This is a genomic window from Cupriavidus sp. P-10, from assembly GCF_003402535.2.
GTDB lineage: Bacteria > Pseudomonadota > Gammaproteobacteria > Burkholderiales > Burkholderiaceae > Cupriavidus.
This window is the reverse complement of the sequence record NZ_AP025171.1, coordinates 2,042,000-2,057,366: the sequence shown is the minus strand read 5'-3', so window position 1 is coordinate 2,057,366 and position 15,367 is coordinate 2,042,000. Positions and strand designations below refer to the sequence as shown.

Genomic DNA, 15,367 nt, shown 5'->3' with positions numbered 1-15,367 from the left:
GACGCCTCACGCGTAATGCTTGGAAGGATTCAGTTGTGCCTTCATGGATGAAGGGCAACGGAAGAAAACGTTGCTGCCGTTATCGGCGATTTAGGCTTGCCGATGGAGAGCGGTCACACGCTGCAGGCAAACGGATGATGCCTGGAACGGCTGGACGACAAGATGAGGAGACGATGATGACTGGAAGTGCAAAGGTGATGGGTATCCTGGTGATGGCGATACTTGGCATTGGTCATGCAACTGCCGGCAGTCCGTGCCAGGATCGATACATGAAGATGGTTATCCCGCAACCGCCGGGGGGTGTGGGAGACACGGTTGGGCGAATCATTGGCGCAAAAGTGACCGAGATTCTGGGACAGTCCGTCGTGATTGACAACCGCCCCGGTGCTACCACCACGATTGGCAATGCTGTGGTGGCTGCCGCCAAGCCGGATGGCTGCACCATCCTGGAGTTTACAGTTTCCGGCTTGATTGCCGGCCTTATGCGAAACGACCTGCCTTACAACACGGAGCGCGATCTTCAGCCAGTGATCGGTACCGGCTCGTTCCCGATGACGTTGGTGGTCAACGCTAATTCCGGACTCCGCTCGTATCAGGATCTCGCCACTGCAGCCAAAGCAAAAGGGGGGCTGAACTATAGCTCGGGAGGACCTGGAACCCTCGCGCACCTTACCGCGGTGCGCATGCTCAGGGATCTCGGTGGCAATGGCATGCATGTCCCATTCCGCGGCAACGCCTATGCAATCCAGTCTTTGCTGGCAAACGAAGTCCAATTCATGTTCACCACCACAGCGGAGGCGCTGCCCCTGATGCAGGCAGGCAAGATCCGCGTTCTTGGTGTTACGTCGCAGAAACGAATGCCGAGCTTTCCCGGTGTTCCAACGATGACGGAACTGGGCTTGGCCGATTTTTCGCCATCTGTCTGGTACACGTTCATGGTCCCGTCCGCGACGCCGAAAGAAACGGTGGCGCGCTTGCATGATGCGTATGCCAAAGCTATCAACGATCCGGCGACCAGCAAGCGGCTGGCGGCGCTCGGTTACGCCGCGGAGACTCGCAATCCTGAGGATGCGAAGGCCCACCTGAAGTTGGAAGCTGCACGTTGGAAGAAGGTCGTGCAGGAGAACAACATCAAGAGTGACGAATAGGCGACCACTCGAAGAGTGGATGCCACGGCAGTGCACGCACATCATTGGGCAATCATGGAGATGGGAGAATGTCGGCAAGCTACGACTTTATTGTGGTCGGGTCAGGATCGTCCGGTGGTGTGGTCGCGGCACGCCTAAGTGAGAGTGGGAAGTACCGGGTTCTCTGCATCGAGGCTGGCACGAAGGGTGCCAGCTACATCTGGACACGGGCGCCCGGTGGTACGGCTTTCACCATAGTCAATCCGACCGTCAATTGGTGTCGACATTCCACGCCGAACGAATCCACCGGTAACCGCTCCATTTATGTGCCGGGCGGGAAAATCCTCGGTGGATCGAGCGCTATCAACGGGATGATCTACAACCGTGGACAGCGTACGGATTACGATACGTGGGAAGAGCTTGGCTGCAGGGGTTGGGCCTATCGTGATGTGCTTCCGTACTTCAAGAGGATCGAGAGCACAGAACTCGGGTCAGACCGGTACCGGGGACGCAATGGCCCGGTGAAGGTCACGCAGGCTGCAAAAACATCACCGTTCTTCGACCTATTTATCAAATCGGCGCAGGCGGTAGGCTACCCGCTCAACCCTGACTACAGTGGGGAAAGCCAATACGGCGTGGCGATGGCACAGCAGACGATCTACCGGGGGCTGCGCCAAAGCACTGCAACTCAGTACCTGGCTCCGGCGGCAGCCAGGAAGAATTTGTCTATCCTGGCCGGCGCCGAAGTTACCTCATTGATTCTGGACGGTCTGCGATGCCGCGGCGTAAGACTTCATTACCGCGGTGAGGCACAGGAAATTTACGCGACCAAAGAAGTGATCGTCTGTGCCGGCGCGATCGGCTCCCCGAAGCTATTGGAATTGTCCGGCATTGGGAATCCGAGCATTCTCGCGCGCCACGGCGTCAAGGTCGTCAAGCGTTTGCCTGGCGTTGGCGAGAATATGAGGGACCACTATGGACCAACCCTGAAGTGGGCGTTCAAGCGGCGAGGCTTCTCCCTGGCAGGCCGCGGTCGAGGGTGGCGCCTGCTGCTCGAAGTCGCCCGTTATGCCCTGTTCCGTTCTGGGTTCATCTCGCAGGGCGTCGCCACGCTGCGCGTCTTTACACGGTCAAGCGAACAGGTGGCGGCGCAAGCAGATATCGGCTTGCTGATCAATCCGTTCCTGCTAGAGATCGAGAATCAGAAGCGGCGAATGTCGAACACTAATGGGTTCTTCATTTACGCTCAGGTGCAACGCCCAGAAAGCACCGGAAGCACGCATATTCAGTCCTCCGACGCCTTCGCACCTCCGGCGATTAACTATAGATTCCTCGACACGGAGAATGATCGCAAGACTGCGGTGGCTGCTGTACGGAAGGCGAGGGAGATTGCCGCCTCCAGGCCGATAGCCGATGTTATTGCCGAGGAGCTTCATCCTGGCATACAGATCCAGAGCGATGAAGAGATCCTGAACTTTATTCGCGAAACCGGCGCCACCACTTTTCATCCAGTTGGCACATGCAAGATGGGGCACGACGACATGGCCGTTGTCGATGAGCAGTTGCGGGTGCACGGCATCGAGGGGCTTCGGATAGCTGATGCCTCCATCATGCCGACCATCATTTCGGGCAACACCAGTGTGCCGTGCATGATGATCGGGGAGAAATGTGCGGACATGATCTTGGCCAAGCATGATGGATGTGTCGCCAACCCTGAAGTGGCACACGCGCTTTGATGCTCGACCTCGGAGCCAAAGGATGCGGCAACTAAATCAATCGCCATCAAACAATAGAGACTCAATCAAACCTCACAGCTCTGGAGACAATATGCCAGTAGGTCTCGCCCGCCGCGCTGCGGTGCTCATGTTGATGCTAGGGAGCGGCGCGCCAGCCGTTGCCGCCGACCCTTATCCAAACCGCCCCGTTAAGGTTATCGTCAACACCGCGGCGGGCGGCTTTACCGATGCGATGGCCAGAGTTGCGGCACAAGAGATGGCCGTCTATCTAAGGCAGCCTGTGGTGATCGAGAATAAGGGAGGTGCCGACGGGCTGATCGGCATTCGCGCAGCCAAGGCTGCACCAGCGGATGGATACACACTGCTCGCCGCTACCGGCACTATTACCCAGCAGATGGCATTGCGCATCGATGCCGGCTACGACCTGGGCAAAGACTTCATTGGTGTCGGGCCGGTCAGCAGATCACCGTTTCTCATGGTCGTGAGTATCAGCCAGCCGGACAAGAAGCTCGGCGACTTTATTTCACGGGCCAAAGCGAATCCTGGCAAGCTCACCTTTGCTTCCGCGGGTGTTGGCACTGCCCCCCACCTGGCCACAGAGCGCTTCTTGCAGCAAGCTGGACTGCGCGTCAACCACATCCCATACAAGGGGAACGCTCCCGCGGTTCCTGACGTCATCGGTGGTCGTGTCGATATGATGTACGACACCGTAGCGAGTGCCGCGCCCAACGTGCGGGGCGGGCGACTTCGAGCGCTAGCCGTAACGGCTCAGCATCGCGTCGCCGCGCTACCGGACGTGCCAACCTTCGCTGAAATGGGGATCGCAAACTACAGTGCGTACACCTGGGTTGCCTTCTTTGCGCCTGCTGGCACGCCACCCCACATCGTCAAAAAGCTCCACGACGCACTTCGTCAGGCGGTGATGAGCAAGCAGCTACAGCAAAAGATGAAGGATGAGGGCGCCGAAGTGATGGACATGAAGTTTGACCAGTTCAATCAGTTCCTTGCGCGCGAAACCGTACAGGCGGCCAAGCTGATCAGCGATCTGGGCATTCCCAAGCAATAGCAGCAAGGTCCGCAAGTCGGTGCTTTTTGTGGTCGCCGATTTTGCTTGTGGAGGCATGTAGGCCGTTATTGGATCTGCAGGGACGTCGCTGCCTCCTGTATGCCACTTTATGGATGTGCGTCATTTCGCGCTTCGAGATCATACATTAATCCCATATTACGGGAGTAACTTTACATGGCGATAATTTTTTCCTCTCTCGTCGTCCCGGATTCGCGGAGGAAAAGCCACTTTACGCGGTTATACGGCGCATCGCTGGGCGATGGGTGCCTCAATATGCACTACGGTGGAGGTCTGAAAATACTTGCAGAATGTGGGACTTTATATAGATAATAGCTGCGATGAGAGTCGGTCGGAAGCGGCCGAAAGTACTGACAGGAAGAGTTTCATGTCGAAGGATCGGGTTGGTTTCATAGGGCTGGGACGCATGGGCGGGGCGATGGCAGAGCGGCTGCTCGCCAGGGGCGTGCCGCTCACTGTCTATGACGTGAACGCCGAAAACGTGGCGCCCTTCGTTGCGGGGGGCGCCGAAAGTGTAGCCAGTGTCGGCGAGGTCGCCGACCGGGCCCGTGTGGTGTTCTCCTGCCTGCCGACGACGCAACTGTCGCTGGACATTGCTCTCGGGCCGATCAGCGAGGGACACGCTGTCGAAGTGTATGTCGACACCGGGACGATTGGGATGGAGGTTGCCCGGCGCATCGCAGAGGGATTGCCCAATAGGATCGGATTTCTCGATGCGCCCGTGAGCGGCGGGCCGAACGGCGCTCGGGCGGGGACACTGACGACCATGGTGTCCGGGCCCGCGACGGCTTTTGCGCTGGCACGGCAATATCTGGCAGTCATGGCCAAGAATGTCTTTCACGTGGGCGATCGTGCGGGCCAGGCCCAGTTGGCCAAGCTCATCAACAATCACCTTTCTGCAGCAGGTCGACTGGCGGCGTTCGAGGGGTTGGTACTGGGCATGAAAGCCGGCATCGATCCCATGCGCTTGCTCGAAGTGATCAATACCAGCACAGGCCGGAACCACACCACGTCGGACAAGATTCCCGCCGCCGTTCGGTCCGGGGACTTCGCTTATGGGGCCAGGCTGGCCAACAGTGTCAAGGATGAATCCCTGCTGATGGACGAGGCCGAGGCTCTCGGCGTGCCCCTTTGGCTCGCGCCGCGCATGGTTGAGACCCTGAAAACGGCCGCCGAGGCAGGGTACCTCGACAAAGACAGCATGCTGCTGATCCAGTTCATGGGAGAGCAAGCCGGCATCGATGCTCGCGCCATCCTGGAAGCAGCCAGCCAATGACACCCGCCCAGTTCAACGGTGGGAGAGCCAGCGGTCAGATCGGAGCGACCGCCGGCTGAGCTTCCTAACGGCCCACGGCAGCAATAGACAGCGGCCTTCGCGCGCGCCTGTGCCCGGCATCTCGTAATCCGGACGGGCTTCTTTAGATCAGTCGCAGTGCGCCTCGCACGGCCTTTTTCCCTCATCGAACCTGCTTGGAACGTATATGCAGAAAATCTATCCTCATCAATACATCAACGGTAGCTGGGTCGCCCCCTCGGGGCCGGGCCAGCGCGACATGGTGAACCCGGCTACCGAGGAAGTATTTGCCACGGTCGCTAACGGCGGCACCGCCGAGGACGTCGATCGTGCCGTGGCCGCTGCGCGTCGTTCGTTTGAGACCTTCTCTCGCACCACCGTAGCCGAACGGGTCGCCATGATCGATCGCATCATCGCTGCCTACGAGGCGCGGGTCGACGATTTCGCCGACATCGTGGCCAGCGAACTCGGGTCGCCGGTCTCGGCGCGCGCGCAGGTCTCCGGCCCCATCGGGCACATGAAGGTCGCGCGCGAACTGTTGCAGTCGTACCGGTTCGACACCCACATGGGCGATACCATCATCCGGCGCGAGCCGATCGGGGTCTGCGCACTGATCTCACCGTGGAACTGGCCAATCCAGACGCCAGTCATCAAATTCATCTACGCGTTGGCGGCTGGCTGCACGTCGATCATGAAAGGCTCGGACGCCTCGCCGCTCAGTGGCATCTTGCTGGCCGAAGTCATCGATAAGGCCGGTCTGCCCCCGGGCGTCTTTAACTTGATCCTGGGGCGCGGCCGGGTAGTGGGAGAGGCGCTATCCGCGCATCCCGACGTGGACCTGGTGTCTTTCACCGGTTCGACGACCGCGGGCATCAAAGTCGGCGAAGCCGCGGCGCACACGGTTAAGCGTGTATCTCTCGAGCTTGGCGGCAAGTCGGCCAACATCGTGCTGCAGGACGCCGATCTCGAGGCCGCTGCGCGCTGGAACGTTGGCCGCTGCTTCTTCAATACCGGGCAAAGTTGCCACGCGCCCAGCCGGATGTTGGTCCATGAGAGCCAGGTCGAAACTGTGCTGCCTTTCCTGGTGGACGAAATTTCCAAATTCCGCATCGGTGATCCAAGGGCTCCCCAGACCACGATGGGACCGGTCATCAACCAGGCGCAATACGAAACTGTACGGGGCTACATTCAGTCCGGCATCGATGAAGGCGCCCGACTGGTCTGCGGCGGCATGGAGCGCCCCGCTGGCCTGGACCGGGGCTTCTTCGTGCAACCGACGGTGTTCAGCGATGTAACCCCGGGCATGACCATTGCGAAAGAGGAAATCTTTGGCCCCGTTCTCGCCGTGATGCCCTACCGCACCGAGGACGAGGCCCTGCAGATTGCGAACGACTCGATCTACGGTCTGGGCGGATATGTCTTCTCGAGCGACCGCGAGCGGGGCTATGAATTTGCCAGCGGCCTTCGAGCCGGGCGCATCTGCTTTAATGGGGCTGCAACCAACTCGCTGACGCCGATGGGAGGCTACAAGCAGTCGGGAATTGGCCGCTCCATGGGGGTCTTCGGGCTGGAGGAGTATCTTGAGATCAAGTCGGTGTATGGGTTTGCCGACGAGGCCGGCGGCCTGCCAGAACTCGTCCGCTGAATGCGTGCTGTCGGGCCTTGGGCAGCATGACCCGACAGCGGTGGTACGCCTGTCTCGGAGCCTGCGTCTCTACCAATGGCGGAGACGAATTCGGGCGCCCCGGCATGCGCTGGCCGCTATTGGTGATTGACATTTTCACGTGCCGGACGCGGATGACTCTCGTCTGAACCAACCGCGCACCCTCGCAGGGGTCGGCGCGGCGCAATGTGTCGACGATGCTGCGGAATCGAAACCGACGCTGGCGTAATGGAGGCATTGCGATCGCGCAATACGCTGAGGCGATCGCATGCTTACTCCAGCGCCTGCCTCCTAGGCCGTCGGATTGGCTGCCGGCTGCCGCGCTGCCCTCTTTAGCCCGGCATGCTTGCTGCGCCGAGTTGCGTGCAACACCAGCAGCACCACCGGCAGGATCAACACGCCCTTGATCAGATCCGGGTCCAGCGGCAAATGCGCCACATGCAGAGCCTTGAGTCCCGTGCCTGCGAGCGACAGCACATAGTAGGAAATCGCTGCAACCGACAGGCCTTCGACCGCATGCTGCAGCCGCAACTGGTTGCGCGCGGTCTGGTCCATGCCCTCAAGCAGGCGCGTGGTGTCCTGCTCTTGGGCGAGGTTGACCCGGGTGCGCAGCAGGTCGAGCGCGCGCGCCACGCGATCGCCAAACTGTTCGTGCCGCATCCATACCGATCGGCACGTGTCCATGGCGGGGGCGAAGCGACGCTCCATGAATTCGGCGATGGTCGGTATACCTTCGATCCGTTCTTCACGCAATTCCTGGATACGCGCCAGCACCAGCTTCTCGTAGGCGCGCGATGCGCTGAAGCGGTTACCGGATTCGGCGAGCGCCTCGATGCGGACCGCCAGGTGTGTCAGCCGCTCCAGCAACTCGGCGTCCTGACGTCCGCCCCGGCTGGTGTCCATGCTGCGCATCAGCGGCGCAAGTGAGCCCTGCAGGTTGTCCACGCTGCGGCCCAGTTCGCGCGCAACAGGCAAGGCCAGCAGCGCCATCATTCGATAGGTCTCGATTTCATACAGCCGCTGCAGCAGTCGTCCGCCTTGCACCTCGCGAAAGCCGTTGTCGATCACCAGGAAGCGCGTAAAGCCATCTGGCGGAATGGTCCAGTCGCAGAACACCTCGCCGCCGCCCAACACGTGGCTGCCGGCTAGGATGGGGCCGTCGATCCATTGCCGCACGTTGTCGCGCGCGGCGGCCGCGGCCGCGCCGGAAACAAGTTCCATGCGCAGCGCCACTAGACGCTTGCCAGCGAAACTATCAAACCACCCGGTCGGGACATGAGAGATGGCAAGGTCGGAGAAATAGTCCGAGTCATCCCGCCGCGCCACAAATGTGAAAGTGGAAAACTCGGTGTGCCGCTCCCACTTCAACTGCTTGTCATCGCTCCATCGCGCGGAATAGTGCGTCACGCCTTCGGCCGGCTCTTCCAAGCCGGTCAGCCGGCACAGCTCGGTCAGCAAACTATGGTGGACGGCAGTATCGCCGTCGGCATAGATGGCGAAGTGCGTGAGCGAGGCAGACCCGCCGATACGCAGAAAGGGGCGGGCGTGCAGTTCGCGCGCAAGCGTCTCGCGCAAGGGGTGGTCCATGGTTGACTTTGGCATATATGGTCAGTGTTTACGACCAGTATGCCCGACGCAAGGCATGCCAGGAAATGCGTAATGCTGATCTGTTGCTTGGTATCTTATGATCTCGATGAATACGCTTGACTTCAGTGGCGGGCGCTGTTCGGGTTAGCCGATCCATTGGCTGACTTGATTACTGAGAACGGCCGCCAAGCGCCAATCGGCCCATCGTAGTCTCCGGCTGGGCAGCGCACTTTCGACGGCTACGGCGGCGCAAAAAGTATCCTACGGCTTTACGCGAAAATGTTCGATCGACTGGCCAGCGTTCACGGCGCGCTGCAGCCAGTCCGGCAGATCGCCGTGGCCGTCCCACACGTGGCCATAAGCGTCACGGAAGCAAACCGGACATGCTGGGACGTTGGCGATGCAGTAAGGGGGAGCGGCGAACGCCGGACAGCGCCAACATCAACGCAAAGACGCATAAGCGATTCCAGCGGGCGCGCCACGCCTATTCCAAAACCCGTCTAGGCAAACACCGCCAGGCGCCCCATGGGCACCAGGCCTTCACGCTGCCCCAAAAGAGATGCAGTTTGTCGCGATCATTCACATAGGCATACGTCAGCAACGTCTCGTCGGGAGCCGCGCAGGCCGTAGTACGAGGCAAGCTGCTCTCTACACTTAAGTGGGATGCTATTGCGATAAGTCTGCTTTGGGGTATCCATTTAACCGGAGTCCACACGCCTCCATGGCCGGTTCTGCCGGGGGCGATCGAGACTGGGAGGATGTCCACGTTTCTTGGGTGGCGTCGGACGCACGGCCTTAGGACTCTTTTTGCGCGTCAGGTCTTGGTAGCGCACGGGGTCATGAGCAACAGCCAGTTCCAAGATCCGGTAAAACAACAGCCCGCGGCTGCGCGAACGTCGGCGGTTGAAGCGGAACACGAATTCGTTGAGATAGCTGGGCAAGTGCGCAGCGTCCACCGCTCCTTGGTGGGTCCCGAGCAGCCAGCGCTTTGCCAGGGACGCAATTCGATGTACGCCCGGCAAGAGCGCGCCCGGGTCTTCCCCTCGCGCGCGGGCTGCCCGCTGGCTGCGACGCTCATGGATGTAGCCCTTCTGCTCCAACCCCCGGTAGGGCGGCCAACCATCGGTGACCACTGTTGCCCCGGGTTCCACGTTGGCTAACACGAATGCCTGCAGTGAATCCGACGAGGCGTCTGCAATGGGTGCCATACGGCAGCGCCCGAATCCGCTGGGCTGCAAGAGTTCGACCGCAATACAGGTCAGCACCTTCTTACCTTGAGCGCGTCCTCCGACCAACCCCGGCTCAATGCCACCGATGTAAGTTTCATCTACCTCTACCCTTCCGCGCAGGCGTTCCCGATCGGGACGTACCAACGCTGATCGCAGCCGATGCAGCATAGCCCAGGCTGTCTGATAGGAACCAATCTGCAAAGAGCGCTTCAGACTCAGGGCCGAGATTCCGTCCTTGCCGCTGGCGAAGTTCCAGCAAGCAGCGAACCAAACTGTGAGTGGCGTACGGGTTCGATCGAAGATGGTCCCCGCCGTCACGGATGTCCTGTTGTCACAGTGCGTGCACATGTATCGCCCGTCTCCGAGTCGCCATCCGCCAGCTTGGCCGCAAGCCGGACAGACGAATCCGGTCGGCCAGCGCAGCCATTCCAGGTAATCCAGGCAGTCAGCATCGGACTGAAACCATGTCTGGAATTCACCGAAGGAACGGGGGTAGTCAATGTCTGCGGTTGGAAGCTCCATGCTCGAAGTATGGAATAGCTCCGGTTAAATGGATACCCCAAAGTCTGCTTATCACAATACCTGTCGTTTGACGCATAAGTGTCTGGCGCGAGATTGGGGCAGGGGGGCGGTAACGCACCGTCATACTGCGCCATCAGGATCACGTAGGTATGCGAAGGCTCGCTGGTGGCCGGCGTCGAGCTCCCGCTTCGAGGCAATGGAGGGCTGGAGTCGACCCGAAGCGGTCAGTTGCAACTCTCAAAAGCGGACGTTTGCAAGCCGGTGCTACCAGACTCTTGATTCCTAGCTGGTAGGAGGCCGGCCGTGAATCCTTTCGAAGGCAAGCAAGATGTCAACTTTTGAAAACGGGATGCCCTGGGCCAATAATTCTATGTAAGGAATAAGCCAATCCGCCCCGGTAATCTCGAAGTGCTCCTTCCATTTTTCCTCTAGCGCTTCGGCGGCAGACACCACACATCCGGCGGCGCCATGACCAACGCCCTCGCTGAATGCCATTGGATGCGGGACACTAACTCAAAGCACACAGCGATGTCGTAAGGCCAAGGGAAATTACCTGCGTTAGCTAGCGGCTTGGTTCCGTGCGCGAGATCAAAATAAAGCGCCATAGTCCTCCTTATCTCAGCCTTCGACGAATCTACCGCGCCTCTCCAGCGCAAATCCAACGACCCTTCCTGGCCGGCTAGTGCCTGACGTATCGCCCGAGAGCGGCCACTGATAGCGGCATGCATGCGACGATCTTGCCGAAAAGGCGCGGCCCTGTCGCTAACGGGTATCAGCGATGTAGCCGCGTTTTTCGACGAAACTGCACTCTTGCGTAACCGTCCGGCGGACAGCGTTCTTGACGACGGGGTTGCTTTCAGGCGGCGGTCGAACGGATCGGCTCAGCCATGGCCCATGGCAGCAGTTCGCTGACGCGATTGACGGGGTGGTCGGCGATGCGCGCAATGACGTGGCGCAGGTAGGCCTCGGGGTCGAGGCCGTTCAACTTGGCTGAGGCCACCAGCGAATAGATAGCGGCACCGCGTTCGCCGCCACTGTCAGAGCCGAAGTGCAGGAAGCTCTTTCGACCGAGGGCAACGGCCCGCAGCGCACGCTCCGCTGCGTTGTTATCGATCTCAACGCGACCGTCACTGGCATACAGGGTCAATGCCGACCACTGATTCAATGCATAGCCAATAGCCTTCGCGGTATCGCTTTTGGGCGACACCTTGCTGAGCGTCGAACGTAACCAGATCTCGAAGGCCTCCAGCAATGGACGCGCCCGCTCCTGTCGGACGCGCCTTCGCTCGTCGGGAGGCTTCCCGCGGATATCAGCCTCAATAGCGTAAAGTTCGCCGATCCGGCGCAGCGCCTCAGTGTTGACGTCGTTCCTGCGTGCTAAGTACAGATCGTGGAACTTTCGTCTCGCGTGAGCGGTATCTGGAGCTCCAGATACAGCGCAGTATCCCGAGTACGGTTTTATGCTGAGCATCGAGCGGTCGACGCTTTTACGTAGACTTCGGATGCTCCTGCGTCACCACATAAATCTTATCGCTTACAGCGAACTCAGAAACGCGAGAAGGTCGGGTTTCGGTTTCCATGATCTCGCATGAGCAGGCTCGATCCCAGCATGCTGCCAGAACATTTCCAGGGCATCGCGCTTCATCTGAAGGTTTGTCTCGATGTAGCGTCCGGTTGTCGCAATGCTCGCATGACCAAGATAGTCGCGAATCACCGGCAAGGCGTTACCCGATTGCAGCAATCCGACAGCACAACTGTGCCTCAGTACATGTGGCGTGACCCGCTTATGAGCGAGCGCAGGCAGTTCCCGAGCCGCGGCTTGCACGTGCCGGCGCAGAATGTAGGCAATCCCATCACGACTTAGCGCTTCTCCATGGCGATTGAGAAAAACATGAGGCTGTGTGCCCGGATGGTTGATCGTTCCTAGCCGGCGAAGCGCATCGGCAGTCTCGCGCCACAACGGCAGGAGTCGATCCTTGCGACCTTTACCGTGGAGCCGGACCTGCCGTGGAGAGGCTAGTTGCAGGTCGTTCCAGCAAAGACCCGCCGCTTCACTGACACGCGCGCCGGTATTGTAGAGAAACAGCAGTAATGCGTAGTCGCGATGCCCACGAATGGTCTTTGTGTTGGGCGTTGCAAGAATCGCACGGACTTCATCAGCTTCCAAATAGGTCGCCGGCTGATGTCGTGCCTTCTTTGCCGGAATTGCGAGCGCTCCGGCATACTGATGCGAGTGAACGATGTCTGTGCGCAGCAGGTGTTTGAAGAAGCTTCGAATAGCGGTACGTCGACAGTTGCGCGTTGCCACCGAGTTTGACCGGTCCGTCTCGAGATGAAGGAGGAATCGGGAAACCGTTGCAGCATTCATGTCACCAAGATCAATAGCCGAAACGCTGCACCCCTTGTTCGTCGCGACGAACTCAAAGAAAAGCTTCAGGGCATCGCGATAGGCGCGCACCGTATGGATGCTAGCACCGCGCGCGCGTTGCAGGTAATCGGCAAAGAACGACTCGACCCGAATGAACAAGGCCGCGGATGGTGCATTCTTCATTCTGGACTATGCGCATGGCGCAGATGATTCTGGAGCTGTCTGCTGGCGAGATCCAGCAGTTGTGGTGTCGCCTTCAGGTAGACCTCTGTACCGAGCACGTCCTGATGACCGAGATAGGCAGATAGTAAGGGTAGCTTTGCGTGGACATCCACTCCGGTAGATGCCCATGCCGTGAGACGATGCACCGCGAAGGCGTGGCGGAACTCGTACGGTCTCGGTCCGATCCTGCCGGCGGGTGGTTTGATCGCCAATTGCCGAAGCAACCGCCGAATTGCCTCCGATGCGGACTTCACCGTAAGTGGTGTGCCGTCCAGACGAATGAACAACGCTTGCGGTTCTTTGACGCGACGATTCCGAAGGAGCTGTCGACGTGCCTCCAGGTATTGATGCAGCTCCCTGGCCAGATCCGGGCGAAACGCCACGATGCGGGATCGCCCTTTACTGTGCGACACCAGGAACGTGTTGCGGCGGAGATCTACGTCCTCCATATTCAGGTGGACCGCTTCTCCCAGTCGCAGGCCAGTGCAGTAAAGCACCAGCATCAATGCGCGAAACATTGGCCCCCAAATCCAGCGACCGCGATGGCTGCTCGCCGCATGCAGGAGCCGAAGCACTTCTTCATGCGAGAAGATGTACGGGAGAAACGGCGATTCCTTGACTGGCGCGAGCGCATGTTCGGGAACATATCCGCGCGGATCGGTGCGGCGCCTGTAAAGGCACAACTGGCGGACCACCCCGAATTCCTGGCTCACCGTGACGGCCTTGCGTCCGGCGACGCGCGACGACCATCTCCGGATAGCCTCATCAAGTGCCACGGTCTGCTCGCCCCATTGTTCGGCAATGAACAGCACGAAGCCGTTGAGCACAAACTCGCCGCGGTGATATTGCACGCCCATGGCACGCCGGAAGTTCAGAAAGTTCGCTGCATCACGGGCCAGCCCTCTCGCTGTCACAAGCGTTCTCATGATGGCACCGGCAGTGAAACGTCCCGCAACGACTCCGTTGCAATGCGTACGTATGCAGAAATGGAATCCGGGTCGCGATGGCCAAGAATATCGGAGACTACCCGCGGGTCCGCACCAAGGTCAATTTGACGTGATGCGTTGGAGTGACGCAGCACGTGGCTGCCGAGGTAAGTAGCTGTCAAGCCGGCCACGGTGGCATGCTTGACCACGATGTGCCTGACAGCGGACGCGCAACTCAGAGGGGCGAATGGCAACTTGCACTGAAGAAATAGATAGCGGGTCGTTGCGTGTGGTGGTCTTCCGTCGCGAAGATAGAGAGCCAGTGCCCTCGCGACGGCCGGCAGCAGCGGTAACGTGAAGGCCGTTCCGGTCTTCGGTCGAATCACCCGAAACGTGGCGGCGCTCCAGTTGATATCGTCAAGTCGCAGCCCGATCACTTCGCCGGCGCCGAAGCCATAGGTGCTCATCATTAGCAGTATCGCGTAGTCGCGCAGACCACACGGATTTGACCGGCTAACGGCATGGAGCAACCGCTGCACATCCTCCCACGGCAGCGCCCGACGTGGACGCTCATACTTTGGCTGTACGGGCGCTATTACTGAATCGGCGAGATTGCGCCGGCTGCGAGCGGTGGCAATCAGAAAGCGCGCGAAAGACCGGATGCTGCCAGCGATGTCGGCCGTCGTGGTACGGGCGTATCGATGACTGCAGTCAACGAGAAACGTATCGATATCAACCAGAGTCATGGAGCGCCACGTCTGACCGCACTTGCGAAGATGCTCCAGAAAATAGCCCATGTGGATCAGCCTCTTGTGCACAGTCGTCTGCGGGCTGCCGCGATGTGCTATGAGGTGATCCGTGTATGCGCGCAGTACCCCCGTCGCAGGGCAACTGGCAACCGGCGCAACCCGCCAGGGCGGCGCTTCCCTTCCGAGCACGCAATAAACACGATTCAATGCGTGAACCGCAGTCCTAGCGTTCGCCGCTGCGTCGGGACCTATATCATGCCGTCGGGAATACCAATCGACGAAGCGACGTGCACCATAGAGAGTCAACTGGGCTTGCTCGTGCAGTCCGCGCTGGTCGCAATATGCCCTGAAGCGCCTGATCCACCGGAGATACACGTAGGCACTGCCGTCCTTTACGGAGCGGTCGTCACGCCACACGTGGATGATCTCGCTCGTCGTCGGGGACGGCCTGGATCGGCGTGTATCGGTCGGATCAAGCTGCATAATGTTTGCTCAAAGTTGACCGCTGCAGCGTAGATCGGCTCGCGCCTCCCGTCAGGCCCCGTGTCTTGTTGGTCAAGCGCAGGACGGATCCACACGCCTCGCTGCAATCTCAGAAAACCCAGCGGTGCCGGTAGTTCGCTGAGTATCTGTGGTGGGAGCGCATGCCTCAACTCCAGTAGCGTCCGGTACGGGCTGGCTTCGCCGGGCATGCGGCACCTTTGCGGCATGCTCGGCGTTGGCAGTTGCAGGGAAGATACCGCATGCAGCGCTGCTTCAACCGCGCGTACCCTGCGGCGCAACCAACGTACAGCCGACGGCAAACTCACGTCGTCCCGCCGTAGCGCATCGGCAGCGGCCTCCATGCTGCGCACATGCGG

At 59.9% G+C, this 15,367-nt stretch carries 10 protein-coding genes and 2 pseudogenes; 5 read left to right on the top strand and 7 right to left on the bottom strand.

Features of this window, described 5'->3' with window-relative positions; genetic code table 11:
• Positions 1-269: 269 nt before the first annotated feature.
• The 5 genes from CTP10_RS26120 to CTP10_RS26100 all read left to right on the top strand — a co-directional run bounded on the left by CTP10_RS26120 (position 270) and on the right by CTP10_RS26100 (position 6,886).
• The gene (locus CTP10_RS26120; protein ID WP_158577705.1) at positions 270-1,148 is read left to right on the top strand and encodes a Bug family tripartite tricarboxylate transporter substrate binding protein; all 879 of its coding nucleotides are present in this window, start codon (positions 270-272) and stop codon (positions 1,146-1,148) included.
• A 68-nt stretch (positions 1,149-1,216) separates the two neighbouring features.
• Positions 1,217-2,863 (top strand): GMC family oxidoreductase, encoded by a 1,647-nt coding sequence (locus tag CTP10_RS26115; protein WP_116321841.1) that lies wholly within the window; start codon positions 1,217-1,219, stop codon positions 2,861-2,863.
• Positions 2,864-2,954: 91 nt separating this feature from the next.
• The gene (locus CTP10_RS26110) at positions 2,955-3,929 is read left to right on the top strand and encodes a Bug family tripartite tricarboxylate transporter substrate binding protein (RefSeq protein ID WP_116321840.1); all 975 of its coding nucleotides are present in this window, start codon (positions 2,955-2,957) and stop codon (positions 3,927-3,929) included.
• A 385-nt stretch (positions 3,930-4,314) separates the two neighbouring features.
• Positions 4,315-5,223 carry an NAD(P)-dependent oxidoreductase gene (locus CTP10_RS26105; RefSeq protein WP_116321839.1) on the top strand — a complete coding sequence of 303 codons (909 nt, stop codon included), beginning with the start codon at positions 4,315-4,317 and terminating at the stop codon, positions 5,221-5,223.
• 205 nt (positions 5,224-5,428) lie between these two features.
• Positions 5,429-6,886 carry an aldehyde dehydrogenase family protein gene (locus tag CTP10_RS26100; RefSeq protein ID WP_116321838.1) on the top strand — a complete coding sequence of 486 codons (1,458 nt, stop codon included), beginning with the start codon at positions 5,429-5,431 and terminating at the stop codon, positions 6,884-6,886.
• 309 nt (positions 6,887-7,195) lie between these two features.
• On the opposite strand, the gene CTP10_RS26095 is transcribed toward CTP10_RS26100, so the two are convergent.
• The 7 genes and pseudogenes from CTP10_RS26095 to CTP10_RS26065 all read right to left on the bottom strand — a co-directional run bounded on the left by CTP10_RS26095 (position 7,196) and on the right by CTP10_RS26065 (position 14,555).
• Positions 7,196-8,491 carry a DUF3422 family protein gene (locus CTP10_RS26095; protein WP_271815754.1) on the bottom strand — a complete coding sequence of 432 codons (1,296 nt, stop codon included), beginning with the start codon at positions 8,489-8,491 and terminating at the stop codon, positions 7,196-7,198.
• Positions 8,492-8,752: 261 nt separating this feature from the next.
• Positions 8,753-8,878 (bottom strand): annotated as a pseudogene (locus CTP10_RS26090) (H-NS family nucleoid-associated regulatory protein); the annotation flags it as partial.
• 311 nt (positions 8,879-9,189) lie between these two features.
• Positions 9,190-10,242: an IS1595 family transposase gene (locus tag CTP10_RS26085; protein WP_442875143.1), complete on the bottom strand. Its 1,053-nt coding sequence runs from the start codon at positions 10,240-10,242 to the stop codon at positions 9,190-9,192.
• A gap of 856 nt (positions 10,243-11,098) precedes the next feature.
• A pseudogene (tnpC, locus tag CTP10_RS26080) lies at positions 11,099-11,656 on the bottom strand (IS66 family transposase); the annotation flags it as partial.
• A 120-nt stretch (positions 11,657-11,776) separates the two neighbouring features.
• The gene (locus CTP10_RS26075) at positions 11,777-12,793 is read right to left on the bottom strand and encodes a site-specific integrase (protein WP_116324049.1); all 1,017 of its coding nucleotides are present in this window, start codon (positions 12,791-12,793) and stop codon (positions 11,777-11,779) included.
• A complete protein-coding gene (locus CTP10_RS26070) occupies positions 12,790-13,758 on the bottom strand; it encodes a tyrosine-type recombinase/integrase (RefSeq protein ID WP_116324050.1) in 969 nt (322 codons plus the stop codon). The genes CTP10_RS26075 and CTP10_RS26070 overlap by 4 nt, the downstream gene beginning before the upstream one ends.
• Positions 13,755-14,555, bottom strand: coding sequence for a site-specific integrase (locus CTP10_RS26065; RefSeq protein ID WP_271815750.1), 801 nt, complete (start codon positions 14,553-14,555; stop codon positions 13,755-13,757). Before CTP10_RS26065 ends, CTP10_RS26070 begins: the two co-directional genes overlap by 4 nt.
• Positions 14,556-15,367 lie beyond the last annotated feature (812 nt).

Bases quoted from the DNA above. Each gene is read 5' to 3' on its own strand.
- CTP10_RS26110 (WP_116321840.1), top strand. From the start codon at position 2,955: ATGCCAGTAGGTCTCGCCCGCCGCGCTGCGGTGCTCATGTTGATGCTA.
- CTP10_RS26085 (WP_442875143.1), bottom strand. From the start codon at position 10,242: ATGGAGCTTCCAACCGCAGACATTGACTACCCCCGTTCCTTCGGTGAA.
- CTP10_RS26075 (WP_116324049.1), bottom strand. From the start codon at position 12,793: ATGAAGAATGCACCATCCGCGGCCTTGTTCATTCGGGTCGAGTCGTTC.
- CTP10_RS26105 (WP_116321839.1), top strand. From the start codon at position 4,315: ATGTCGAAGGATCGGGTTGGTTTCATAGGGCTGGGACGCATGGGCGGG.
- CTP10_RS26115 (WP_116321841.1), top strand. From the start codon at position 1,217: ATGTCGGCAAGCTACGACTTTATTGTGGTCGGGTCAGGATCGTCCGGT.
- CTP10_RS26100 (WP_116321838.1), top strand. From the start codon at position 5,429: ATGCAGAAAATCTATCCTCATCAATACATCAACGGTAGCTGGGTCGCC.
- CTP10_RS26095 (WP_271815754.1), bottom strand. From the start codon at position 8,491: ATGGACCACCCCTTGCGCGAGACGCTTGCGCGCGAACTGCACGCCCGC.
- CTP10_RS26070 (WP_116324050.1), bottom strand. From the start codon at position 13,758: ATGAGAACGCTTGTGACAGCGAGAGGGCTGGCCCGTGATGCAGCGAAC.
- CTP10_RS26065 (WP_271815750.1), bottom strand. From the start codon at position 14,555: ATGGGCTATTTTCTGGAGCATCTTCGCAAGTGCGGTCAGACGTGGCGC.
- CTP10_RS26120 (WP_158577705.1), top strand. From the start codon at position 270: ATGAAGATGGTTATCCCGCAACCGCCGGGGGGTGTGGGAGACACGGTT.